Source organism: Neobacillus ginsengisoli, assembly GCF_030813055.1.
Window position 1 is genome coordinate 350016 of record NZ_JAUSTW010000005.1, and the last position, 24961, is coordinate 374976.

The window sequence follows — 24961 nt, forward strand, 5'->3', positions numbered from 1 at the left end:
GATGGAAACACTGGAATTAACCTACTAAAGATTTATCTTGTTGACCATGGTATATTATCTATTGTCGCTTTTGGACGAATGAAAATGAACATGAAATGGTGAGTAGTTGCGGTTCCTTAACAGGAGCTGAGGAAAGTCCAGGCTCGCACAGTGCTGAGATGCCTGTAGTGTTCGTGCCATCCGCAAGGGTGGGCAGTTGATGAATAGTATCGACTGACGGCGGTGAAATCATGCTAAGTCCCTCGGGATATGCTGAGAATAACCTGAAAGTGCCACAGTGACGGAGCTTTTCTGGAAACGGAAAAGGTGGAACGGGTAAACCCCACGAGCGAGCAACCCAAATTAGGTAGGGGCATCATCCTGCGGGAAATGAACCTAATGGATGAATCGGCCATCAGTCGATAGATAGATGACTACTACTTCCAGTACAAGGCTTGCTGCCGTTTGCAGTACGGAAGAACAAAACCTGGCTTACAGCCATTTCATGAGCTGATTTTAACGTTTAATGTATCATTTTCATTCGCAAGGTGGAGTCGCAGTAACTATCTTGGTTGTATTGCAACATATATACTTTATTAAAAAATAACCTTAGTCCGTTAGAATATTGGACTAAGGTTATTTTTTTGTCACTTTTTGGTAGTTCCGCCTTCTTTCTATTCGGAATTTTTTCTTGAATAATCATTATCTTTCCCCCGCTTTTTTAATTTGTTGGCTCTGTTAAACTTGGTTGTTGATTTCCGCTCCTGGCGCTCGCTTTCCGCGGGGAGGTCCGAGAGCCTCCTCGGCGCTTAGAGATAAGCGGGGTCTCCCGTGACCTCTCTATCCCGCAGGAGTCGAGCACCCTCCGCTCCAATCAACAGTTGTAAAAAATCAACATTCGCCTTTAACACAGCCAATTTTTTAACAAATAAATAATGGGTATGGGTTATTTAAAGTATTTTAGCTTTATCAAATAACTTGTTCAACGACATATGATAAAGAACCAATAACTTAAAATGGAAAGGAGGAGATGATGGTGAAAAAAGTGAAAAAAAGAAAATTACTTTGGCGATCGCTGTTGGTAGTTCCTATTCTTTTTTTACTCGCACCTCTTACAGTTGGTTTTTATCTCACTCATCCGTTCCCCGCAAGAACCACGAAAAATCCCAATGATTACGGTATTGAATTTGAAGAATTTGAATTTCTAAGCCGAAAAGACAGAGTCAAGCTATCGGGTTGGTGGATTGCTGCCCGTTCCTCTAAAAAAAGCAATAAAGTCGTCATTACTGCCCACGGATATACGAATGAACGTTCAATGGAAGGTATAGAAGGGCTGCTGCTCGCCAAAGTTCTTTCTGACAATGGATATAATGTTCTCATGTTTGATTTTCGCAATGCTGGCAAATCGAAAGGAAGAACCACTGGAATCGGGTATTTTGAAAAACATGATTTATATTCTGCGATTGATTATTCTATTCAGGAAAAACAACAGGAAAAGATTGCTCTTCTTGGATGGAGTATGGGAGCTTCCACTGCTATTGTTGCCGGATGCGAACATCCTTCTGTTTCCGTTGTCATTGCTGACAGCCCATTTGGTAATTTATATTCTTATTTAAGGGAAAATCTTTCTTTCTGGACCAAATTGCCCAAACTCCCTTTTACACCAATGATTATTCATTCTATGCGAAGACTCTTGAAAATTGATCTCAATGAAGTTTCACCTATTACCAAAGTTAAAAATGGTGAAGGAAAATCCTTTTTTTTAATCCATAGCAAGAAGGATGAAGCAATTCCTTATTCTGAAAGCGAAAACATATTTCAAAGTATATCTTCAGGTCACCATAAAGAATTGTGGCTAACAGAAGATGCCGAACATATTAATTCGTATCTTTTGTATAAAGAAGAATATGAGAACCGTGTTCTTAAGTTTCTACATGAACATTTAGCATAAAAAACCATGGGATGCTAAAAGAAAAAACGCTAAACTCGGATAATATAGAGTAATTATTTCATTACAAAGTTATGCTTATCTTATAATTAATGCTCTATTAAAGTTTTTATCCTTTTCAATAAAGGAAGATTAATTCTGTGTTTTTCTCTTTCCACATAAAAGATTACGGATATAAGTATTTAGCAGCATTGCCGACTATTTATAGAAGTGCTATCCTCGATAAAATATCTGGAATTAAATAAAAATGATAAGATTGCTATATCCTTGTTGTTTTTCCAATAGATAGAGGGCATCAGGGTCGACTCGAGTGCCTTTGATTTCACGAACCTGTCCGAACTCACCACGGGTTCGGACTCAAGTGCCTTTGATTTCGCCAAACCTGTCCGAACTCACCACGGGTTCGGACTCAAGTGCCTTTGATTTCGCCAAACTTGTCCGAACTAACGACAGGTTCGGACTCGAGTGCCTCTGATTTCACCAAACCTGTCCGAACTCACCACTGGTTCGGACTCGAGTGCCTTTGATTTCACCAAACCTGTCCGAACTCACCACGGGTTCGGACTCGAGTACCTTTGATTTCACCAAACCTGTCCGAACTCACCACGGGTTCGGACTCAAGTGCCTTTGATTTCGCCAAACTTGTCCGAACTCACGACAGGTTCGGACTCGAGTGCCTCTGATTTCACCAAACCTGTCCGAACTCACCACGGGTTCGGACTCAAGTGCCCTTGATTTCACCAAACCTGTCCGAACTCACCACGGGTTCGGACTCAAGTGCCCTTGATTTCACCAAACATGTCCGAACTCACCACGGGTTCGGACTCGAGTGCCTTTGATTTCACCAAACCTGCCCGAACTCACCACGGGTTCGGACTCAAGTGCCTTTGATTTCACCAAACCTGTCCGAAGACACAACAGGTTCGGACTCGATTCCCCTAGATAAAAAAAGGACTATCCCTAAAGGTAGCCCTCAACTACGAAACATGGATTAACCTAACCTGAACACAATTCCGTGACCGCCCTTTGGATACTCCCATTTAATGTTTTGATGCGGGCAGCCAATACGGCAGCTCCCACATTCATGACAGCCCTCGTAGCCAACATGCATTCGTATGTCTTCCCATTTATAAATCTCTGCTGGACAAAAAATCGTACAAATTTTATCAGGACATTGCGTTAAACAAATATCATTATCTTTCACATGAAGATGAGATTTTGTATCGGCGTTGAAGCGAACAAGGTATTGCTTTTCTTCGATCGTTTGATATTTTTTTTGTTCACCCATTATTTCATCACCTTCCAGGCTCTATACACATCACGAGCGAGTTTCATTTTTTCTTTAGCTGATCCTAGTCCACTCCATATTTTCTTTTGTTTCTCCCATTTGGACGCTCCATCGACGGTAAACATTTGACTTGCAGCTTTATTTACCATTGGAATATATGCATCAAAATATTGCGGGAATTTATTAAAATGATGGGTAGAATCTTTATATTTTTTCATATCCTGGCCGACAAACCCATCCATTAACCTGACACGATAATGGTCGAGCATTCCTACAGAAAAATCTCCCGCTTCCTTCGCTAAAAGAACCGTTTCCGCTGCTAACCTCCCGGAAGTCATCGCCAAGTTAGAACCCTCTCGATGGATGGCATTGACTAATTGGGAAGCATCCCCTATCACGATGACACCGTTACCGACAATTTTCCCCATTGAATTATAGCCTCCCTCTGGGATCAGGTGGGCTAAATACTCTTGCGGCTCGCTTCCTTGAATATACGGGCGGATCATCGGATGGTTTTTCACATATTCAAGTAAGTCATATGGTTTAATTTTATGTTTAATCAACCCGGATAGCAGGGTACCCACACCAATGCTTAACGTATCTTTATTGGTATAAAGAAACCCTGTGCCTAGAATTCCTTTTGTGGCATCTCCAAATAATTCAAGGGTGCAGCCCTGATTTTCCTCCAGGTTGAAGCGGTCTTCAATTACTTTTTTATCAAGCTTCAAAATTTCCATCGTGGCTAAGGCTACTTCATCGGGTTTATACTCTTTATGAAACCCAAGCTTTTGGGCCAAAAGTGAGTTTACACCGTCTGCTAAAACGACGACATCTGCATATATTTCGCCATCTGGACGGTCTGTTCTGACACCGACAACCTTCCCATTTTCAACAATACATTCTAATACGACGGTTTCGGTTACTAATATCGCACCTTGTTCTACCGCTTTTTCGGCAAACCACTGATCAAAATGGGCTCTTAATACAGTAAAGTTATTGTAAGGTTCCTTGCCCCACTCCATTCCCTTATAACTAAAGGTGACCGCAGACTCTTTATCCATCATCATAAATCGTTGTTCAACGATTGGGCGCTCGAGAGGAGCTTCTTTATAAAAATCCGGAATAATGTCCTCCATCATTTTTCGATAAAGGACACCCCCCATTACATTTTTTGAACCTGGATACTCTCCTCTTTCAAGAAGCAATACGTTTGCGCCGCCTTTTGCTAAATCATACGCACAGGAGATTCCAGCTGGACCTGCCCCGACTATAATACAATCAAACTTCTCTGGCATAGCTTACGCTTACCTCCTCATTAGATAATGCCTTTTTAAACTGTTCAATGAATAAAGGCACGATCTCAAATGCATCACCAACAATTCCATAATGACAAGCCTGGAAAATAGGAGCTTCCCTGTCTTTATTAATGGCAATGATTAAACCGGAATTTTTCATCCCTACTACATGTTGAATCGCACCGGAAATTCCGATCGCAAAATAAATTTTTGGTGTTACCGTTACACCGGTTTGACCTACTTGGTGAGCATGATTGATCCAACCCGCTTCCACTACATCCCGACTAGCGCCAACTGCTCCGCCAAGAGTGTCTGCTAATTGGTGGATTAACTGAAAGCCCTCAGGACTCCCCAAGCCTTTTCCACCGGCAACAATGATGTCTGCTTCGTCGATTCGGACCTTTTTTGTGGTTTCCTTCACAATTTCTAATACCTTTGTACGAATATCTTCTTCTTTTAAGGAAATCGTTTCTTCGATCACCTTGCCTGTTCTGCCTGCTTGCGGAGGCAGCGCTTTCATTACTTTCGCACGTACTGTTGCCATTTGCGGCCGATATTTTTTACAAAGAATCGTAGCCATAATATTTCCCCCAAAAGCCGGGCGGCTTGCCAATAGCAGACCGGTCTCCTCTTCAACATCTAACTCGGTCGTATCTGCTGTTAATCCTGTTGGCATATCGGTGGCAACAGCACTAGCCAGGTCTTTTCCGGTTGAGGTAGCACCGAAAAGGATAATTTCAGGTTTATATTTATTGGAACACTCAAGAAGTGCCTTCATATAGGATTCTGTTCGATAATGTTTAAAAATGGGCTGGTCATATACATAGGCGGTATCCGCTCCGTACTCAAAAACTTTTTTTGTTAAATGTTTTATCTTTTCCCCTATTAAAACACCCGCCAATTCAGTTCCTCGTTTATCGGCCAATTTTCTCCCCGCTCCTAATAGCTCTAGTGAAACAGGAGCAATTCCCCCGTCCTTTTCTTCAATAAATACCCAAACACCCTTATAATCCTTAAAATCCATCAATTTCCCTCCTTTACCGTAAACAATTCTTTCTTTTCAAGAATGACGGAAAGTAATTGTCCAACTTGCTCCAGTGGTTTGCCTTCCATGATCGTTCCCCCTTCTGGTGGAGGAGGGGCCCATACTTTCGAAACAATTGTTGGTGATCCTTTCAAACCAAGCTGTTTAATATCAATATCCTCCAAATCATCAACAGACCATATGACTGGTTGATATTTTGCAGCTTTTAGCATGTTTGGAAATGGAGAATAGGGTACCTCATTGATGGTCTTTTCAACTGAAAAAAGGCACGGTAAAGTGGATTTAATCACCTCATACCCGTCTTCTAATTTCCGATGGACAATGGCATATCCCTCTTCTTTATTAATTTCTTCTACTTTATTAACCGAAGTTAGTGGTGGTATATCAAGTCTTCTTGCAATTCCAGGACCGACTTGCCCTGTATCTCCATCAATGGTCATTTTCCCACAGATGACGAGATCAACAGGATTGGTTTTCGAAATTTTTTCCAAGGCCTTCGTAAGTGCATAACTGGTTGCTAATGTATCCGCTCCTGCAAATCTCCGGTCTGTGATCAAATACCCTTCATCTGCCCCAATTTCTATACACTTTTTAATCGCTTTAACAGCTGGTGGCGGGCCCATAGTTAAGACGGACACAGTCCCTCCATACCTTTTCTTTAGACGTACCGCCTCTTCCACCGCATGGGTATCATAAGGATTTAATATGGCAGGTGCCGTCCTCCGATCCATTGTATTTGTCTTTGGATTCATCTTAATAATTTTGGTGTCAGGTACTTGCTTAATACAGGCCACAATATGTAGCATTTAATTTAACCCCTCCTTCATATTAAAAAAGCACACGGCGCCTTGCTCACAATAAAACAAACTTAAGCGACTAGGTGCCTGGAGCTAGACCATTTTCTCACCTGAAAAGTTATTTAACTAGAATACTTGTACCCTTAAGAAACCTTAAGATGATACTGTCTTTAAGTCTATTTACAATTACTATATTAAGGGAGTTGTACTTACATTCGAATTTTTCAGATAAATATCTTAATAATAGTATTTAATTTGAATTTGGCGTGGTTTTGTGGGGTTTAACGGAACAGAAATTTGAATGTGGTATCAAAAATTTAGGACTATATGTACCATTATAATGAAGAAAGAATCCATTAAAAATTAGGCTACCTCACTCCAAAAGAATTTGGAATGAAGACAGCCTAAATGATGTTTTATACGTGTCTCATTTCGAAGTTAATTTCAAACGCTATCCTTTTTACTATTCTCCATGTGGATCTTCCCTTCTTGTTATATTGACATATTTTTTCAAATTTTTTAATTCTTATTAATATACTCCCTTAACAAGCTGCTTCATTGAGTTTAACTCGGTAGAAAGCTCTATAAACCAATCCTTATCCCCTGTTGATAATGCCAAGTCTATTAGAAATTGAATTTGTTCCATGTTGGTCACTTTAGAAATAGGCAGTTTATTAACCCTTTTACTTAAAATCGGAATTGTTTTGCCAATCATTTCATCATTGTCACTTGTAACGACAGTAACCTTAACTGCTTCTTCTGGAATTTCCGGTGACATAGATTCAATATAACCAATTATTAATTCCCCATCCCGTGCTTTGCCTTTAATCCAATCCCCTGTTTTTAAAATAGCATGATTATTGGAGAACATACTTTCTCACCTACTTATATTAATTTTGTATGAAATGAGAGGAATTTTATCAATGTGTAATTTTTTTTATTACAGTTTAATTAAAAAGAAGTCTGCAGCTATAAATTTAAACATTCCATTGTTTTTTGACTTGTTCTGCAGCTAATAGTTCAATTTTTTCCCACGTCGTTTCTTTTTTCACAATGACATTGGTTTGAAAATTTCTATCTTTATAATTAACTGTTACGAATACTTCAATCATCTCTTTCTTCCTCCTTTCAAAAAAAACATATTCAAGATAAACAACAAAAGATGGCAATCCTACTATCAGTTCCAAGAATCAGTTTAAACCGTTAAGGCTTTGAATATCGCCTTAATAACTTCATCTTTAATTGGCCACTTTTTGCAATTCAGTGTTCAAGAATGTACGAAGCCTACGGGGCAGAAAACTACGAATATCTTCCTCGTTATATCCGACCTGTAATCTTTTTTCATCCTGGATAATTGGCCGGCGCAACATTTTGGGGTGATTTATTATTAATTTATAGAATTCATTGAGCGGAAGAGATTCAATATTTATATTTAATTCCTGAAAGGTTTTTGAATTAGTTGAAATAATCTCACTAGTCCCATCTTCAGTCAAGCGAAGAATAGATTTAATCTCATCGACTGTAAGGGGATCAGATAAAATGTTTCTTTCAATATAGTCAATATGATGTTCCTCAAGCCAAGCTTTTGCTTTTCGGCAAGAAGTACAGCTTGGTGTCGTATACAGATTTACCATAGTTTTACACACTCCTTAAATATATTTTGGCAAACATTCGGTACCAAACCCTACTTCAACTTTGGGTAGGTAACTCTATGTTAGTTGATAAAACCTCGTAATAATTTTTATTATGCCAAATAATTGTTCCTTCATGTCTTTACAGTTCAAAATCATAAATTGTAATAAAAAAACTTACAGTTTAGCACCAAAAACTCGCAGTGTTTCCTTTTCTAGTCTGTTACTTCATCCCAGCAGAGCAATTCGTTATTTAATTGAGTTACAGTCTGCATCAATAATATTACTTTGGCCATTTGAGCAGTTAATCGGCTAATAAAACTAAACTTTGCAAAGCTAGACAATACACTTTCATCTCAATCAACTCATTTCCTAAGGACCATACTGTAAATTTAATCGTTACAGTTCATTAAGTCAACTGTAAACTTATGGTTTGCAAATAAATATTTGTCGTAAGCATATGCAAATTGAGAATAGAAAAAATCTTCTTTGTCCTTTCAACATTTTCTTTTTTTTAAAAAGAACTTTCGGCCAGTTCTTGGATCATTATTTGTTCCATGTACTTTCTATGATGGGATTCATCGTTTTTAAGATTTCCATTTCCAAATTGAACTCTATCCAATCAAGTGGTAGGCTAATCATTAGTTGATCAGCCTACCTCTCACACCACTGTACGTACGGTCACGTATCAGCGATTGAAAAACTAAAGTATCTACGATCATAGATATGGTTTAGGTCTTTTAGCCCCATTTGTTGAGTGTTTTTGTTTTTATTGCTTTATGTAGTGTTTCGCTGGCAGAGAAAGCAAATTTTTTATTTATTAAAATCGTCTTTTTCGATTGCGTAAGAACGCTGGAATATCCAAAGATTTTTCTGGATGTTCTGAGTATTGGTCATAATCTTGAACCGGTTTGCCTCGGTATATCGAATCACTTTCTATATGTTGTCTACCCTGTTCCCTATGATTTGGATTAGACATTCCTTCCATGGATGGCTGGGAAGACGTTTGCATTAAAGTATCGTCTTGCTCATTAAATCCTGTGGCAATGACAGTTACGATAATTTCTTCTTTTAAGTTTTCGTTAATGACCGAACCAAAAATCATATTTAATTCCTCGTGAGAAGCAGCAGCAACGATATCGGCTGCTTCCTGTACTTCATAAAGACTTAAATTGTGACCGCCAGTTATGTTCATGATCACACCATGAGCTCCATTGATGGAAGTTTCCAGTAACGGACTATTTAAGGCTTTCTCTGCAGCTTCAGTAGCACGATCTTTACCTTTTGCAATACCAATTCCCATTAAGGCAGTTCCTTTATGGGACATGACCGTTTTTACGTCAGCAAAATCAAGGTTAATTAAACCTGGCACAGCAATTAAATCGGAAATCCCTTGAACACCCTGCCTGAGTACATTATCAGCTTCACGGAAAGCTTCTACCATGGGTGTTTTTTTATCTACGATCTCCAATAAGCGATCGTTTGGAATAATAATTAAGGTGTCCACTGCTTCTCTCATTTCGTTAATTCCTCTAATCGCGTTTACTGCACGCTTGTGGCCTTCAAATTTGAAAGGACGTGTTACAACCCCAATTGTCAAAGCACCAAGATTACGGGCAATTTTAGCAATAGCAGGCGCTGCCCCTGTGCCTGTACCACCGCCCATACCAGCTGTAACGAAAACCATGTCTGCGCCTGTTAACACTTCTTTGATCTGCTGTTTGCTTTCCTCCACAGATCTCTCTCCTATTTCTGGATTTGCACCCGCTCCTAGTCCTCTTGTCAATGATGCACCGATTTGCATTGTGACACCTGCTCTTGATTGCTTAAGCGCTTGGGCATCTGTATTAACGGCAATAAATTCTACACCCTCAACTCCTGCCTCGATCATCCTGTTCACAGCGTTGTTTCCCCCGCCGCCAACACCAATGACTTTAATCGTGGCGAATTGGTCTATATTTGCATCAAAATCCAACATGATTATTCCCCCTCATTCATCCAAATTTCATTGATTTCACACGAATCATGGTTGCCCGAAGAACCGCTTCATATTATTCGAATTTTCCATTTTTTATAGGTTAGTAGATTAGGAGGCAGGATATTTTGCACTTGCATTTTGATTATCTCAAACCAAAACTGTAATCCTGATGACATCCTGAAGAAAAAAGAGACTTTCTTGAGATTCAACACTTAAATAAGAGTGACATGTAGTAGACTACAAAATAAAGTGTGAAAGATAGAACGGATTTCCTACGATTAAAAAGTTGTTTAACAAGGTTTAGTTTTTAGTCTACTTAACCTTCATTTTATTGTCCAGTTAAGTTAAGCCCATTTGTCATATCATTATGACAGGCAATTCGACTCAATGAATAAAGGCATTTAGCTCATTAAATAAAAAGTGAGACTGAATTCGCTCAGTAAACGATATTTTTTTCATCCCGAAACGACTGTTTGGAAATAGAAAGACATATGATCACGACTAAAAGCCAGAGAACTGAATTTAGATCTCTGGCTACAAATTATTTCTGTGGTAAATATAGTATTAAGTTTACATTAATTTCCTTTTCTAACATGATTACCTTAAGATATAAAAGATTACTATTTACTGTTCAATTAGTAGATCGGTATTCCTATTAACTGACGTACTGTTTTTTGTTAATAGACTAACAACTACTAAAGCGATGGTATTAACAAATAGAGCAACAATTCCTATATTCAAATCATTTAATAGTTGAGGAATGTGAGGAAAAATCTGAGCTAATGTGTTATTTCCTAATGACATAATAGAAACTAACGCACCTCCTAAAATAATTCCAGTAAACGCACCATATTTCGTCACAAAATTCTTCTTCATCAAACTAAAGAAAAATGCCGGGGCAAGTTGTGTGATAAAATTGTATGCGATTAAAGATATTCCAAAAAGTGAAGTTCCACCTTTAAAAGTAAAATAAAGGCCGACTAAAGTAATGAAAGGAACCAAGTATTTCATAAATCTTGTAATTTGAGCTTCCGTTTTTGAAGGAGCAACTACTTGATAGATATTTTTTACTATTAAAGTCGATATGACCATCAATAGCATGGAACTTGGCACTAAAGCAGCTAAAACACCTGTTCCTCCAATTATCCCTACAAACCATGGATCAAAAGTCGTTTTTGAAAGAAGTAACAAGACTTGGTCAGGGTTACTTGCTTGCGCTCCATGAATCTGTAAGATGGCTGCAAATCCAACAAAAAAAGCAAATAATAAAATCAGTTGATACAAAGGCATAAAAATCGCATTTTTTCGTAAAGCTTTCTCATTTTTTGCGGCAAAAACAGGAGGAAACGTTTGTGGCCACATATACATTCCAATTCCACTTAATATGACTGTAGATATATACCAAGTTACGTTCATACCATGTTTAGGAAGTATGGTAAAGTTTGGTTTCGCATGTTCAACAGCTTCATACATTGGCTGTATTCCACCATAATAATGGATAGGAAAATAGACACCTAAAAATACAACAATAGCAAGAATTAATATATCCTTTAAAATAGAAGTCCATGCTGAACCGTGAATACCTGACAACATGACAAAAATAGTAACGCCAATAGCACCAATCCAAATGGCTATTTTAGAAGGTATGACCCCGTATGATGTAATCTCGACGATATAACCTAATCCTTTAAATTGTAAAACTAGGTAGCAAATACATGCTACTATACCTACAACTGCTACTAATATTCCAAGATATGGGCTTTGATATTTTTTCGTAAAGAAGTCTGATTGGGAGATTAATTTATGTTTCTTTGAATATTTCCAAATGGCAGGAAATGTCCAGTAAGAGATGACAGAAGCAAGACAGCCGTATGAAACAATACTAAAGATGGAACCTCCTTCACCAAATGCCGAACCACTAGCACCTAAAAAAGTAAAAGTAGTATACATTTCACCAGCGGATAAAAGGAAGATGAACAGGGTTCCCATTCCACGTCCTCCAACTGACCATTGTTCTAAGTTCATCTCTTTACCTTTTTTGGACCATAGCCCTAAAATGATAGGAATAACGAAAAACAACAGAATGAAAAAAATGCCAATATTCATTATATATCCCCCTCTTGATTCGCAGGATCAAATTTATATATCACACCTAAAATTCCTGTTGTGAGTAGAGACCAGAGGACAATCCAAAAGTGAAAAAACGGCATTCCAAGCACATAAGGAGTAACTGTATTTGAAAACAAAGCACCTAAAACAAATCCAAGAACTGGAATAATTCCAAGCCAGTATATCTTTTTCATCCTCTACTCCCCTTAATTTTGATTTTCTAATATTTTCATTGTCCCTAGAACAAATAACTTTACACCATTTTGTAAGGCCCGCTCATCAAAATCAAATTTCGGATGATGGTGAGGATAAATAATTCCTTCCTCTTCATTACGAGCTCCTATTAATATAAAAGATCCCGGAATTTCTTTTAGATAGGCTGAAAAATCTTCACTTCCCATCATTGGCATGACAATCTCTCGATTTTCTTCTCCAAATATTTCACAAACGGTTTCATCCATAAAACGAGTTACTTCTGCATCGTTGATTAGGGGGGCATAGCCGAACTGATAATCAAATTCATATGAAGCACCATGAGCTTCGGTAATTCCTTTAACAATTTGTTCAATTAAATTTGGTATCTTTTCACGAAGATCCGATTTAAAAGTTCGAACAGAGCCACCAATTGTAACGGTACTGGGAATTACATTAACCGCTGATCCACCATTAAACTGAGTCACTGAAATGACAGCGGTTTCTACAGGATCAAGTTTCCGTGAAACGATGTGTTGAAGATTCGATACCACTTGAGTACCGATTGCAATTGGATCAATGGCTTGATTTGGCTGAGAGGCATGTCCCCCTTTACCCACGATCGTCATTTTAAACATATCAGCGCCAGCCATCATCGGACCATAGTTCAAACCAATTTTACCATAAGGCAACGTACTCATTACATGAGCACCGATGATCAAATCCACCCCATCAAGCACGCCAGCCTTTACCATCTCTTTTGCACCACCAGGAGGTAGTTCCTCTGCATGTTGAAATAAAAAACGAACCTCGCCTTTTAGTTGATCTTTCATCCCGGAAAGTAATTTTGCTGCACCTAGAAGCATTGCCGTATGACCATCATGTCCACATGCATGCATAACCCCGTTGTTTTTAGAAGTAAAAGAAAATTGGTTTTCTTCTTGAATTGGAAGTGCATCCATATCTGCTCGTATAGCAAGAACCTTTCCAGAATTGTTTCCAATAAGACGAGCGACAACACTTGTTTTTGTTGGCCGAAAAATTTCTAAATTTCCAAATGATTGGAGTTTTTCAAATACAAACTGTGCGGTCTTTTCCTCTTGGAAGGATAATTCTGGGTTCTCGTGTAAATATCTTCTCCATTCGATTACTTCACTGTTGATTGACTCAATCCGTTCAGTTAACTTCAATTCAGATAAAATATCGTGCATCATCAAACAACCTCCATTTTCATAATGTTTGTACTTCTTAGCAAAAACTATTTAAGGAATATTTAAGGTAAATTTCCTTAAATAAAGTTTATACGATGAAAACGTTTTATTCAACAGTTTTTATGAATATTCTAAAAATTAATCATAAAAAATAAACATCCTAATTTGGAATGTTTATTTTAAACGATATATTTTACTAGGTCTTCCACGAAATGAGGAAGATTCTTCACCAATACATTCAGCTAGATCCACTTCACATAAATCTGTTACAATCCGTCTTGCATTCCGTTCTGTCATTTGAAGGTGTGCTGCCAAACTCTTTGTCGTAAAATCGTTCCAATTCATTCTCCTGATTAGTGCATCAATTTTGTGGAAAGTTTTTACGCTAATATTTCCCTTTTTCAGTTTCTGCAAAAAATCTTGATCGTCCGTACGATAGGAGTAGGTTATCTCTTCTTCTTTCCCAAATGACTCGATAATCTTGCCATTTTCTTGGACTATAAGAATCTTACGGTCAGGCATTTCTTTTGACTGTTGAATTGACAACTGAGCGTTTATCTCAGCAGAAAACACTGTCTCTCCAAATCCGATTCCTACAGCAACCATTGAATCTGATTCCAGCGACAACTGTTCTACTGTGTGTTCTAACATTGACATTTCACGTTCAATTGCGCCGCGAGAGCTAAAAATTACAAATTTACCATTTCCTTTTTCTATCAATGAACCATTTAATTGTTCACAGAGATTCAGGAGTATTTCCTTCAATCGAAGTTCCAAATGCTGTAAATAATAAGGACTCTTTGCCTTTTGGACAATACTTTCAAAATGCTCGATCTCAATTATTTCCACACCAATTTGTGTATCCTTAAAGTACAAGCCCTTTATTTTTTCGGTTAGGATCCTTAAAGTTTGGCGAATTTCCATTCGACTTGTCGAAATCCAATCGACTGGTACACCAGCCTCTTTTAAGTGCTTATAAACCGTTGGAAAGCTGGTCAATACTCCTTCAGTTTTTCTTGATTCCCACAATTCTAGATGAAATTGTAACAATTGCTCCATATTAATATCATCTAGTTCAAACTTTTTCACGTAAATCTCATTAAATGTCATATTCAATTGTTCTACTGACTCTTCAAACAGATTGGTCGAAGAGGGTATATCGATACTCAACCTAGTTATCAATTTCTCCTGTGAATAGATAATATTTAACAAACTTTTGTAGAGAGTAGATTCCGTATGTGGAATATACAATAGATTTTCATTCGAACCTAAAATTTTTTCTGCGATATCATAAGGTAATTTACCAGAAAAAAGCCAGACATGAATAGTATGTTCATGATCCAGTACAATTTTTTTTGTCTCCTCAGGTTCTTCATAAGGGTAAGCTAAAAATTCCATTCCCTGCTCGAATTCTTTAGCTAGACCAAGAATTCGTTCTACCGACCATTCCGGTCCGACCACTCCGACTCGATACATCCTTAACTCCTGCCTTCTATATTTAATCACTATGTATTTATGTTCCATAGAAGAAAATTTGGCTTTGAACAATAAAAATTCTGTTTCTCATATAATTAAAGTATATATAAATTATCTTAACAATAACTACCCTTTTTAACCATATCTTCTTAGACTTAAGATTGTTGCAAAAGAAAACAACGGATAAAATTATCCGCCGTAACAAGAGAATACAAAAACCTTATAATAGAAACTATTTATGTTTCTGAGCACTTCTTTTTTTCTACTAAAACTAAAACTTATTTAAATAAAGGGCATACTGCTTTTTCATTGTAAATACGGTCAATCGCTTCTACAAGCAAAGGTCCAACTGATAAAGATGTAATTTTATTGAAAACAAAGATTTTTTATTGTGCGAGATTTCGCATCAATATTTATTTTTAAAGCCCAATTTTATTTAATAGTTCTTGCCTTTGCAAAAAGTCTCCTACTATTAAGTCGGCACCCGCCTTCTCCAAACGATGACGTTTCACATCATTGATCCCTTCCCTTTTATCTTCATCACTGGCAATTCCTAGACAAAAGGCTCCGTATTCCTTTCCCAAGCTAATTTCTACTTTACCATCTCCAACAACCAATAACGATTGTTCATCAAACCCTTGTTCAACTATCAGATCACGAATGACTTTTTCTTTGGAACAATCTGCTCGACCTACCGGTGCACCGGCAATTTCTTTCAAGTATAAACTGATTTGAAGAATGTTAGCTTCATTAACAACATCAGGGTGGTCTGTCCCGCTTGCTAAATAAATATCTACTCCACGTTTCTGAAGTTCTTCTAGGAAGTAGACAGATCCTTTTATAATATAATTTTCTGGGGAAACAGAACCATCATTTATTTGTTTTAAGCGATCCTGAACATTAGCTAATAAACGTTCATTATATATTGCTTTATACCCCCATCCATCAAGCGCTTCTTTGACATATCCATACTTTTTTACGGTATCGGTAAGCCATTCCATTTGGTATATTGTTTGGATCCCTGTTGATTCATGAATGTATGTTTTTACTTCGTTACTGATCTTTTCTAACGTGCCTTCGTCAATTTCTGAACACCCAACAATCATTTCTACCATCATTGGGTGCATAACCTCTTCCCATCCATTTCGAAGTGTAGAAATGGTTCCGTCAAAATCAAATACTGCAGCACGAATATGCCTCATTTCAATTCCCTCCACTTCTCAAAGCTGTCCGAATATTTTTTTATGATTTACAATGATTTTTCCAACCTAATCCATCTTTCACGAATTTCAGAAGGATTTGCTGTACCAGTCATTCCTATTTTTTTGACAACAATCGATGCCGCTAAATGGGCAAATGCTATCGCATCTGCTCCTTTAAATCCCGCTGCCAACATTGAAACGAAGGATGACATAAAGCAATCTCCAGCACCTACTATATCAAAAGTACCTAAAACAGCCTGGGAAGGAACAAAAGTCACTTGATCCTTATCAATCCAAATAGCCCCTTTTTCCCCTAATGTCATGCAAACTTGACTATTCTGTCTCTGAGCCAAGCTTCGAGCAGATTCAATGTACTCCTCCATCGACGGTTCCTTCTGTTTCGACTGATAATGGAGCGCTTTCATGGTTTCCAATTCGTTTGGTTTTAAAATCATTTCAGTAAAATGGTCAATCCTATTGCGACTGTCAACAGCAATCATTAATCCTTCACGAGCGTATTGAATTAATACTTCCCTTATCCTTGGTGTTACCACACCACATTTGAATTGATCTGTAACGATGATTGCATCCACTTTTGTGACCAATTTATCGATTTGCTCAATTAATTTTTGTTCTTGATGAAAGCTTAACGATTTCCGATTCTCAAAGTCGATTCTTGGATCTTCATATTCAACATGCGAGATTCCTGTACGAATAGGCTTGCAATAAGCAGGTGTTATCCAATCAGAATATACAATTATATGACTCTCATCTATTTGTTTCATTGCTAAGTGATTTAGTAATTCACGCCCCCGCCAATCATCTCCAATAACTGTACACAAATAAACTTGACCTACGCCAAGATCGCGAAGATTTGCTGCTACATTACCAGCAGCACCGAGGGAAGTCCGTTCTTCAACAACTGGTAGGGGGTAATGAGGGGTTTCTCGTGATAACTCACTTAAATTCATGTTCGCCTTCCAATAAACATCCAAACAACCATCCCCAATGACACCAATACGAAGCTTTGATACTTGTAAAAACATTTGCTCTATCTTTTCATAAGCCAGCACTTGCCCAGTTTTAATGTCAATCATCGCCGTTCCTCCATTTCCTTACATTTTAAATATTCATAAAGTGGAGGAATCGTTTGTTGATGTAATCCTTCAAAATGATACCCTTTACCACCTAAGCTGGTTGGACGGTGTACAATATTTTTTCTTGGACGGTAATAATAATCTTGATCTTCATAGCCAACTTTACGGTGATAATCACCAAGTTGAATAATATCAAAATTTGCTGTAGTAATTTTGCTAATTGTATAATCGAGATTTCTTCCAATCGACAAAGCCTTCAAAAATACTTCCGGACCTGTTACAGTTGACCCAAAATTCATAAATACGCCCCCATCCAAATGAGCAACGGTTTTACAGAAAATTTGAAAATCGATCCCACTTGCTCCACCCAACACTTTAAAATTAGTTTTCGGATGCATATGGATGGTGTCAGTTCCTAATGTTATATGGCAAGTATACGGAATATTTAGTTTTGCTGCATGATGGAAAATAGCGGTTTCTAAATAAGGAAATCGTTGAGGATTCTGTTCCGCATAGACAGCTATGCTTTCTCCATAACCAAGCCCTTTTGCATATCCAGTTTCAATAGCTTCCAACATCCAAGCACCGGTTTCCTCCCACATTCCTAGATATCCAGATTGTAAAGTGCTCTCTTCAACTTCTTCTGTTCCACCAACCGCAGCCAATTCAAAGTCTTGCATACTAGAACAGCCATTACCAGCTATATGGGTGATATAACCTTCTTTCATCAATTCAATGATGTACTTTGAAAGGCCATTTGAAATGACGTTTCCCCCCATTGAAAAAACAATTGGAAAACTATTTTTCTTTGCAATCCAAATTTTTTCGGCAAACTCTTCAAATAAAGGAGAATTCCATTCATGAGAAAGACTATTAAGCTTATAATCTCCTATTGTTTCCGGGACTAGTAATTGCTTAATTGTCATCTGGTTATTTTTATACTTGATTGGTAAACATTCGACATGAATCATTTCTCTCGATTCATTTAACAGGGTTAATGGTGATGTATTTTTATTAGTGATTGTTAAATTGATCGCTTGTTCTTGTGTAACTTTATTCCATTTCTTTAATAACAAATGATATAGGGTTGGGATTGTCTGTTGATGAAGACCTTGAAAATGAAAGCCTTCACCCCCACATTTTGATAATCTTTCAATCATATTTCTACGAGGGCGATAATAATACAAAGCATTGGAACAATCATACGTTTCACCCATCTTAAGCGAGGTAATATCAAAGTTTGCAGCTGTAATCCCTTCCATTGGAAATCCAGAATTTTTGCAAATAGTCCATGCTTTTAAAAAAATTTCCGGTCCAGATATGGCTGAACCAAAGTTAAGAAAAACTCCCCCATTACCTAATTGGGAGAATGAGTCACAAAACGTGGAAAAATCCCTTCCAGAAGCTGACCCAAGAGTAGCAAAATTTACAATTGGATGCTGGTGAATAATATCTGTTCCAATCGAAATATGACAAGTATAAGGAACTCCAGCTTTTTTTGTTTGAACAAAAACACAATCTTCAACATATGGAAACATGTGAAGATGAGCCCTAACATATTCCGATAAGCTTTCACCATATCCCAATCCTTGATTTTCCCCCTGTTGGATCGCTTCATTCATGTATCTTCCGGTTTCCTCCCACATCCCAAATGAGCCGTCTTCAATTGCGGTTGCGACGTCTTCAGATGTTTCACCGAGGAAGGCAAGTTCAAAATCATGGATACTTGAGGCACCGTTTCCCGCAACATGAGTTACTATTCCGGCCCGAACCATTTCAATTATATATCGAGAAAGCCCGTTTTTAATGACATGTGCTCCCATTGACCATATTACTGGTTTTCCTGTCAAACGAGCATTGATTATTCGATCAACTAGAGTTTCGAATTCTTTGGGATAATTCCAAGAAGGAGCTTGATCATTCTTAGGCCGTGCCATGTTTTCAATCGTAACGAGGTTTTTTCTCGTATAAACAGAATTAGTCTTAACTTTTTCAAAAGTTAACTTACGATTTGAATCAGGTAGTTGATTACTCAAGTTTTCACCCCATATTCCTCGGACTCGACCATCATGCACAACACATGATAAACCGGTAAATGGTACTCTTGAATGATGGGTGTTGAGTTGGCAGGTACGCATATACACGCATCTACAATTTCTTTTAGTTCTCCTCCATGTTGACCAGTTAATGCAACCGTTTTTAAACCAAATGCTTTTGCAATTTTCATAGCATAGACAACATTTTTAGAGTTTCCTGAAGTACTTAATCCCACAACAACGTCTTCCTGACGTCCGTAGCCATATACTTGTTGAGCAAATACAAGGTCAGGTTGTACATCATTGTTAAAAGCTGTCATTAATGCACTATGGCTTACCAATGAAATTGCCGGTAAAGCTGATTGTAAATGGTTGATTAGATAATGACTCTCAGCGTTTTCCCCGAGATTTGCAAATATTGCATCACGATCTCTATTGGAAATCGGTCGTTTATGCATAAATCCTTTCATTAATTCACCGACAATATGTTCTGCATCGGCAGCACTTCCACCATTTCCGCATATCAATAGTTTTCCATTATTTACATAACAATCTGAAAAGATGTTAAAAGCCGATTCAATTGAATTTTTACATACAAATAATGGTGGATAACGTTCGATAAGTGAATCTAAAATTTGCCTTGTTCCATTTCTCATCCTGCCATCCCACCCTGCTCTTTTCTCTCTACTGCTTTTTCATAGGCAACTGATAAAGCGGCATAATCTCCTAGTTTTTCACCTAGTCCGGCTGGCACAACCTGACACACCCTACTTGATTGTAGAAGTACTTCAGATTGAATCACTTGTTGTACAATGGGAGCCAAAATTTCATGTTGACGAACAAAAATGCTTCCAATAATGATTTTCTCTGGATTTAACATATCAATCATTATTGAAAGCCCTTTTCCAAGATAGAGCCCTACCTCTTGCATAATTTTTTTTGCTGTTGGATCATCCTGAAACAATGCTTGCGCGACCGTTTTTGCCGTTAGATCATCCCACTGCATATCCGTACGACACCAAGGAACATCAATCCCTTGTTGTTTTTTTTCCAACACGACCGTTTTTGCAATTTGTGCAATACCTCCACCACTGCAAAAACCTTCAAATGAGCCTCGTTTTCCGAATCCTACAGGGCCTTGACTTTCCAAACGAATATGACCGACTTCCCCTGCCATTCCGCTTGCTCCATTATAAAGCTGTCCGTTGAAAATAAGACCAGCTCCTAATCCTGTACCAAAGGTAAGAAAAATCATATGATTAGTCCCTTTACCAGCTCCCCATTTCCATTCTGCTAAAGCACATGCATTGGCATCATTTTGAATGGCTACTGGAACATGGAATCGCTCTTGAAAATAGTCAACAATTGGTACATTATCCCAGCCAAGCAAATTTGGTGGGGACAATATCACGCCATTTCGACTGTCAAGCGGACCACCGCAGCTAATCCCAACAGCAGCGATATCCTTCCATGTCAATAATAAATACCTTAAAATCTTATTGGACAGTTCTTCTATTTTATCTAGTGTTTGAACATATTTATCGCCAGAAATTGTTGCAAATTCTAAACGTTCCAATAATTCGATCGAATTATTATCTCTTATTTTTCCTAAAGTAACAGCTGTTTTTGTTCCGCCAATATCGATTCCAACTAGATACATAGGTATTTGCCCCTTCTCTTGAATTACAATGATCAATTCTTTTTTCTATATCTAAATCAGTATGAATGAAACTGTTAAAAAGGTAATCGTGACGTCCACCCTTATTAGTCAATTACTTATGGCTTAATGACAATACAACCATTTTTTTCATAGTCTTTATCTACAGTGCAGGTTAACTGTGATATTGCTCTGCCCGAAACGCCCAAAATCGCTGTCGCCCATTTTTTTGACAATTATTTCAGATAAAAGACTTCCCGCATAGGTTTGATTGGCTCCGCTTCATTGAAATCAAACGACCCTTTAACCATTTTTGACGTGATCGCATTCCATTGATTGCACACGTCGCTCTTTGCTATGTAGGCAAAGGCGGTTTCCACATCCTCACATTCAAAACAATAAAAAAACTGGTTCCCATTTTGAAAGATTGAGTAGTTTTTGATTCCGGCTTTCCGATGTTCTTCCATTATTTCCGGCCATGGTTCGATATGCATTTTCAAGTATTCATCCAGGCATTCATCCTTGATGGTCCAAGTCCATGCCATTTTATTACTGTTAATCATAGATTTCCTCCCTAATGAAAACCTCCATCTAACATACCGTTTGTTGGAGGGTCTATTATATATATTTGAAACTATTTGATTGACTTATAAGATTTATAGGGTTACTTGCCTTATATTCATTAATTGGCCGACCTTTTGGAACAAGGTGGCATTATGGCCAATAGACAATGCACAGTGATGAGTTGGAGCTTCCATAAACCACTTTTCCATATACGCATCCGGATGAAGTCGGAACTTAACCGGTGTTTGGGTATTTCCAATTCTCATAATCGGTCCGTCGGTGGATTCTCCTTCACTGATAATGAGCTTGAGTTTCCCATCTTCTGTTTGCGTTACATTTAAGGTTGTCACAGGACCTGTTCTTACCTTTGCTTCTACAGAAACACCGTTACCCTGCTTTCCATGATATAAGCCCATTCCCCGAAGAAGTGGCTTACCGTCTGAAATAGCGATATGAAACGGGCCATCATGACCAAGTAAAATGGTTTCATCTTCATAATCAACGACAACAATTTCCGAGAAACTTCCACCCGTACCAAGAATATCGCATATTTTCATTGCAACAGCCGTCTTTAAATCCCCTTCACCAGAACAAGGAATCCCACTTGCAGTCAACAGGGAATGGCCGACGATAGATCCGCTTTGTAATTTCTCATAATCACTGCCTGGAGCACCGTGATAGTAATAAGTTAAGGCATCCAGATTATATTCTCGCACTAATTTTTCTTGCGCGGCTGCCACTTTGCAGGACAAGGCCAATTGTTCTTCAGTTGGCCTTTTTGCAATCGGATCTGATGATGATTCTCCGCTAATTTTAAACATTTTATAGACTTCCTCTAACTTTTCTTTGACATCACTGGGAGTCACTTCTTTTAGCAATCGATCCAAATCGCACATTTCTAAAACTTCTATATGAATGCCTGTTTGAGCTTGGAGCATGGTAAAATCACTATACATGTCGAGCATTCCACTGTAGGTATTTCCTAAGAAACCAAACCGACTGTGTCGAAGCGTTCTTGGAACTGACGCCGCACGAGTCCATTCTTCAATTTGTTTCCAAGCTCTGATGGCTTCTTTTCTTTCGCTTGTCGTTTCATTCGTTAAGGAAATAGTTGGTGTATTGTTCATACCAAGTAATCCATTTATCACACGAAATTCAATTCCACTACGATTTAGAGCATTGGAGATCTCAGGTACGGGACATGCACAACAATGAGCAAGCCATTCTCCTGTAGTTGTTATTTCATAATTAATACGTTCTGTCGGTTGAAGGTTGAGAACGACTAAGGGTGCTTTACAAATTAGATGTACCGGCAATACGGTTGAACTCGTGGAGTATGTCGCGGCATGACAAAAAATGATATCAACATTTTTTTCGTTAAACCACTCCCCTGCCTTCCTCCCCTCACTCTCCTCATCAACCAGACCGTAATTATAAACCTCCGCAAATTCTGACATACGCGTTTCTATGAATCTTCCATACTCTACAAGTCGCTCTTTCAAACCACTAAACTGATTCCAGTAAGCCTTCAAGCCAATGGAATAAATTCCAACTCTCGCTCGTTTGGCTGGTTTAATCGGTGAAAATATCGACACGTAAACCACTCCTTAAAAAATAGCATTCACAAAATACGAATAAAAATAAGCAGGGACGTCACTGAGTCCCTACTTTTTACCCTTTAACAGAGCCCTGAGTCATACCTTCTACAATGTATCGTTGCGCAAATGCGAATAAAATAAGCGTTGGAATAACGGATATAACAGTGGCTGCTGACATGGATCCCCAATCAATATCATATTTTGTGATAAATGCATTCATGGCTACCGGAATCGTTTTCGCTTCTTCCTTGTCAATGAACATGATGGCTAAAAACAATTCGTTCCAGCACTGAACAAAGGCAAAGATAAATGTTGCAGCGATACCAGGCAGCATGACTGGGACTATGACTTTAAATAAGGCGGTAATTCTAGAACACCCATCAATCATCGCAGCTTCTTCAAGGCTCGATGGAATCCGTTCAAAGAAACCTTTCATAATAACGGTACAAAAAGGAACCATCATAACCGTATACATAAGCATGAGAGATGGTAAACGATTAAGTAGTTGAAGCTTGGACATTAATAAATACAAAGGAGCCAGGCCAATAAATAATGGGATCATTTGAGTAATAAAAAAAGCAAATATTACTTGGGCTTTCCCCTTAAACTCAAATCGAGCAAGTACATATCCGCTTAACGATGCAATGATAAGGGAGCAAAAACCGGCAACTACGGATAAAATTAAACTATTGAAAATATAAACTCCAAAGTTAGAAATTTTAAAGATATTAATATAATTATCGAACGTAATCGTTTTCGGCCAATAATGAATAGGGATCGTAAACATATCATTACTAGGTTTTAATGACGTAATGAAAATCCAATAAAGCGGAAACACAGTAAAGACAAGAAACAACGATAAAAAAATGCACTTTAGCAACGGTTGCCAATTTACCTGTTTCACCATTAAAAATCACCCGCTTTATTAAATTTCGTTGCAAGTAAATAAAAAACGGCAAAAAAGAGTAGGATGATCATCATCATGACACCAACCGCAGCTGCTTGACCGTAATTTTGTCCATTAATAAGTTTATCTATCATATAGGTCGAAAGAATATGGGTAGAACCAGCAGGTCCTCCATTTGTAAGAGAATAAATTAAATCCGGAAAGTTTAAAATCCAAATCACTCGTAGTAATGTTGTAACAATAAGGGTTGGCAGGATATAGGGAATCGTAATCTTGAAAAGCTGCTGCATATAGTTGGCACCGTCGATCTTCGCAGCTTCAAACAATTCGTCCGGGATCGATTGCAATGCGGCTAATATCATGATGGAAAAGAAGGTAATGCCATACCAAACATTCGCCACAATGACAGAAACCATTGCCCAGGTCGGATCGGCTAAAAAGGGAATAGCTGAATGAATGATCTTCAGCTTGATCAAAAGGTCGTTAATCACACCACCTTGGCCATTTAACATCCAACGCCAAATTAAACCGATTAAGAACCCGGACATCGCCCATGGGAAAAAGATGAAAGACTGATAAATTCCCCTCCCTCGGAATTTCTTCCTTAATAATAATGCAACAATGAAACCAATTATTAATTGGGGAATTAAAGAACAAAAGACCCAATAGAAACTATTTAGTAGTGATTGTTTAAACCCTGCATCAGCTAAAATGGTTTTGAAGTTTCCTAGACCTATAAAATCGATGTTGTTTAAATCAAATAACGAATAATTTTGAAAGGCCATGATCACCCCTTTGAACAAGGGGTAATAGATAAAAACAGTTACGAGAAGTAAAGCCGGGAACAAGCAAAGGAAGATGAAAAGTCCATGTTTGGCTACACGAAACGATGGCAAGCCTCGATCTACAATTGTTTCCGTTTGCGTTTTCAAGATTCATTTCCTCCATTCT

22 protein-coding genes and 1 other RNA gene are annotated in these 24961 nt (G+C 38.0%); 2 read left to right on the top strand and 21 right to left on the bottom strand.

What is annotated here, in order from left to right:
- Window positions 1–94: 94 nt before the first annotated feature.
- Both rnpB and J2S10_RS17125 read left to right on the top strand, forming a co-directional pair.
- Window positions 95–479: RNase P RNA component class B (gene rnpB, locus J2S10_RS17120), an RNA gene on the top strand.
- A 536-nt stretch (window positions 480–1015) separates the two neighbouring features.
- On the top strand, window positions 1016–1930 hold the full coding sequence (locus J2S10_RS17125; RefSeq protein ID WP_307409938.1) for an alpha/beta hydrolase: 915 nt from the start codon (window positions 1016–1018) through the stop codon (window positions 1928–1930).
- A gap of 988 nt (window positions 1931–2918) precedes the next feature.
- Here the strand turns inward: J2S10_RS17125 and J2S10_RS17130 are convergent.
- The 21 genes from J2S10_RS17130 to J2S10_RS17230 form a co-directional block, all read right to left on the bottom strand.
- Window positions 2919–3215: a ferredoxin family protein gene (locus J2S10_RS17130; protein WP_307409940.1), complete on the bottom strand. Its 297-nt coding sequence runs from the start codon at window positions 3213–3215 to the stop codon at window positions 2919–2921.
- Window positions 3215–4510: an FAD-dependent oxidoreductase gene (locus tag J2S10_RS17135; RefSeq protein WP_307409942.1), complete on the bottom strand. Its 1296-nt coding sequence runs from the start codon at window positions 4508–4510 to the stop codon at window positions 3215–3217. Before J2S10_RS17135 ends, J2S10_RS17130 begins: the two co-directional genes overlap by 1 nt.
- On the bottom strand, window positions 4494–5534 hold the full coding sequence (locus J2S10_RS17140; protein WP_307409944.1) for an electron transfer flavoprotein subunit alpha/FixB family protein: 1041 nt from the start codon (window positions 5532–5534) through the stop codon (window positions 4494–4496). Before J2S10_RS17140 ends, J2S10_RS17135 begins: the two co-directional genes overlap by 17 nt.
- Window positions 5534–6361 carry an electron transfer flavoprotein subunit beta/FixA family protein gene (locus J2S10_RS17145; protein ID WP_307409946.1) on the bottom strand — a complete coding sequence of 276 codons (828 nt, stop codon included), beginning with the start codon at window positions 6359–6361 and terminating at the stop codon, window positions 5534–5536. The genes J2S10_RS17140 and J2S10_RS17145 overlap by 1 nt, the downstream gene beginning before the upstream one ends.
- A gap of 520 nt (window positions 6362–6881) precedes the next feature.
- Entirely contained in the window at window positions 6882–7223 is a 342-nt protein-coding gene (locus J2S10_RS17150) for an IDEAL domain-containing protein (RefSeq protein ID WP_307409948.1), read from the bottom strand.
- Window positions 7224–7329: 106 nt separating this feature from the next.
- Entirely contained in the window at window positions 7330–7464 is a 135-nt protein-coding gene (locus tag J2S10_RS17155; protein ID WP_307409950.1) for a BA3454 family stress response protein, read from the bottom strand.
- Window positions 7465–7590: 126 nt separating this feature from the next.
- Complete coding sequence (gene spxA, locus J2S10_RS17160) at window positions 7591–7986, bottom strand: transcriptional regulator SpxA (RefSeq protein WP_307409952.1); 396 nt, start codon at window positions 7984–7986, stop codon at window positions 7591–7593.
- 817 nt (window positions 7987–8803) lie between these two features.
- The gene (gene ftsZ, locus J2S10_RS17165; RefSeq protein WP_307409954.1) at window positions 8804–9961 is read right to left on the bottom strand and encodes a cell division protein FtsZ; all 1158 of its coding nucleotides are present in this window, start codon (window positions 9959–9961) and stop codon (window positions 8804–8806) included.
- Window positions 9962–10585: 624 nt separating this feature from the next.
- On the bottom strand, window positions 10586–12067 hold the full coding sequence (locus J2S10_RS17170; protein ID WP_307409956.1) for a sodium:solute symporter family protein: 1482 nt from the start codon (window positions 12065–12067) through the stop codon (window positions 10586–10588).
- Complete coding sequence (locus J2S10_RS17175) at window positions 12067–12264, bottom strand: DUF3311 domain-containing protein (RefSeq protein WP_307409959.1); 198 nt, start codon at window positions 12262–12264, stop codon at window positions 12067–12069. The genes J2S10_RS17170 and J2S10_RS17175 overlap by 1 nt, the downstream gene beginning before the upstream one ends.
- Before the next feature lie 12 nt (window positions 12265–12276).
- Window positions 12277–13476, bottom strand: a complete 1200-nt coding sequence (locus J2S10_RS17180) for a M20 family metallopeptidase (protein ID WP_307409961.1) — start codon at window positions 13474–13476, stop codon at window positions 12277–12279.
- Window positions 13477–13647: 171 nt separating this feature from the next.
- Window positions 13648–14949, bottom strand: a complete 1302-nt coding sequence (locus J2S10_RS17185) for a hypothetical protein (RefSeq protein WP_307409964.1) — start codon at window positions 14947–14949, stop codon at window positions 13648–13650.
- A 419-nt stretch (window positions 14950–15368) separates the two neighbouring features.
- Window positions 15369–16151: an HAD family hydrolase gene (locus tag J2S10_RS17190; RefSeq protein ID WP_307409966.1), complete on the bottom strand. Its 783-nt coding sequence runs from the start codon at window positions 16149–16151 to the stop codon at window positions 15369–15371.
- Window positions 16152–16198: 47 nt separating this feature from the next.
- On the bottom strand, window positions 16199–17248 hold the full coding sequence (locus tag J2S10_RS17195) for a bifunctional heptose 7-phosphate kinase/heptose 1-phosphate adenyltransferase (protein ID WP_307409968.1): 1050 nt from the start codon (window positions 17246–17248) through the stop codon (window positions 16199–16201).
- The gene (locus tag J2S10_RS17200) at window positions 17245–19284 is read right to left on the bottom strand and encodes a GSU2086 family protein (RefSeq protein ID WP_307409970.1); all 2040 of its coding nucleotides are present in this window, start codon (window positions 19282–19284) and stop codon (window positions 17245–17247) included. Before J2S10_RS17200 ends, J2S10_RS17195 begins: the two co-directional genes overlap by 4 nt.
- Complete coding sequence (locus J2S10_RS17205) at window positions 19281–19940, bottom strand: D-sedoheptulose-7-phosphate isomerase (protein WP_307409971.1); 660 nt, start codon at window positions 19938–19940, stop codon at window positions 19281–19283. The genes J2S10_RS17200 and J2S10_RS17205 overlap by 4 nt, the downstream gene beginning before the upstream one ends.
- Window positions 19937–20944, bottom strand: coding sequence for an ROK family protein (locus J2S10_RS17210; protein WP_307409974.1), 1008 nt, complete (start codon window positions 20942–20944; stop codon window positions 19937–19939). The genes J2S10_RS17205 and J2S10_RS17210 overlap by 4 nt, the downstream gene beginning before the upstream one ends.
- 233 nt (window positions 20945–21177) lie before the next feature.
- Window positions 21178–21504, bottom strand: coding sequence for an L-rhamnose mutarotase (locus tag J2S10_RS17215; RefSeq protein WP_307409976.1), 327 nt, complete (start codon window positions 21502–21504; stop codon window positions 21178–21180).
- A 93-nt stretch (window positions 21505–21597) separates the two neighbouring features.
- Window positions 21598–23100 (bottom strand): L-fucose/L-arabinose isomerase family protein, encoded by a 1503-nt coding sequence (locus J2S10_RS17220; RefSeq protein ID WP_307409978.1) that lies wholly within the window; start codon window positions 23098–23100, stop codon window positions 21598–21600.
- Window positions 23101–23176: 76 nt separating this feature from the next.
- Complete coding sequence (locus J2S10_RS17225) at window positions 23177–24010, bottom strand: carbohydrate ABC transporter permease (protein ID WP_307409980.1); 834 nt, start codon at window positions 24008–24010, stop codon at window positions 23177–23179.
- Complete coding sequence (locus tag J2S10_RS17230; RefSeq protein ID WP_307409983.1) at window positions 24010–24942, bottom strand: carbohydrate ABC transporter permease; 933 nt, start codon at window positions 24940–24942, stop codon at window positions 24010–24012. The genes J2S10_RS17225 and J2S10_RS17230 overlap by 1 nt, the downstream gene beginning before the upstream one ends.
- Window positions 24943–24961: the final 19 nt, after the last annotated feature.

Excerpts from the sequence above, each read along its gene's own strand:
- J2S10_RS17130 (WP_307409940.1), bottom strand. The coding sequence starts at position 3,215 with ATGGGTGAACAAAAAAAATATCAAACGATCGAAGAAAAGCAATACCTT.
- J2S10_RS17135 (WP_307409942.1), bottom strand. The coding sequence starts at position 4,510 with ATGCCAGAGAAGTTTGATTGTATTATAGTCGGGGCAGGTCCAGCTGGA.
- J2S10_RS17140 (WP_307409944.1), bottom strand. The coding sequence starts at position 5,534 with ATGGATTTTAAGGATTATAAGGGTGTTTGGGTATTTATTGAAGAAAAG.
- J2S10_RS17145 (WP_307409946.1), bottom strand. The coding sequence starts at position 6,361 with ATGCTACATATTGTGGCCTGTATTAAGCAAGTACCTGACACCAAAATT.
- J2S10_RS17150 (WP_307409948.1), bottom strand. The coding sequence starts at position 7,223 with ATGTTCTCCAATAATCATGCTATTTTAAAAACAGGGGATTGGATTAAA.
- J2S10_RS17155 (WP_307409950.1), bottom strand. The coding sequence starts at position 7,464 with ATGATTGAAGTATTCGTAACAGTTAATTATAAAGATAGAAATTTTCAA.
- spxA (WP_307409952.1), bottom strand. The coding sequence starts at position 7,986 with ATGGTAAATCTGTATACGACACCAAGCTGTACTTCTTGCCGAAAAGCA.
- ftsZ (WP_307409954.1), bottom strand. The coding sequence starts at position 9,961 with ATGTTGGATTTTGATGCAAATATAGACCAATTCGCCACGATTAAAGTC.
- J2S10_RS17170 (WP_307409956.1), bottom strand. The coding sequence starts at position 12,067 with ATGAATATTGGCATTTTTTTCATTCTGTTGTTTTTCGTTATTCCTATC.
- J2S10_RS17175 (WP_307409959.1), bottom strand. The coding sequence starts at position 12,264 with ATGAAAAAGATATACTGGCTTGGAATTATTCCAGTTCTTGGATTTGTT.
- J2S10_RS17180 (WP_307409961.1), bottom strand. The coding sequence starts at position 13,476 with ATGATGCACGATATTTTATCTGAATTGAAGTTAACTGAACGGATTGAG.
- J2S10_RS17185 (WP_307409964.1), bottom strand. The coding sequence starts at position 14,949 with ATGTATCGAGTCGGAGTGGTCGGACCGGAATGGTCGGTAGAACGAATT.
- J2S10_RS17190 (WP_307409966.1), bottom strand. The coding sequence starts at position 16,151 with ATGAGGCATATTCGTGCTGCAGTATTTGATTTTGACGGAACCATTTCT.
- J2S10_RS17195 (WP_307409968.1), bottom strand. The coding sequence starts at position 17,248 with ATGATTGACATTAAAACTGGGCAAGTGCTGGCTTATGAAAAGATAGAG.
- J2S10_RS17205 (WP_307409971.1), bottom strand. The coding sequence starts at position 19,940 with ATGAGAAATGGAACAAGGCAAATTTTAGATTCACTTATCGAACGTTAT.
- J2S10_RS17210 (WP_307409974.1), bottom strand. The coding sequence starts at position 20,944 with ATGTATCTAGTTGGAATCGATATTGGCGGAACAAAAACAGCTGTTACT.
- J2S10_RS17215 (WP_307409976.1), bottom strand. The coding sequence starts at position 21,504 with ATGATTAACAGTAATAAAATGGCATGGACTTGGACCATCAAGGATGAA.
- J2S10_RS17225 (WP_307409980.1), bottom strand. The coding sequence starts at position 24,010 with ATGGTGAAACAGGTAAATTGGCAACCGTTGCTAAAGTGCATTTTTTTA.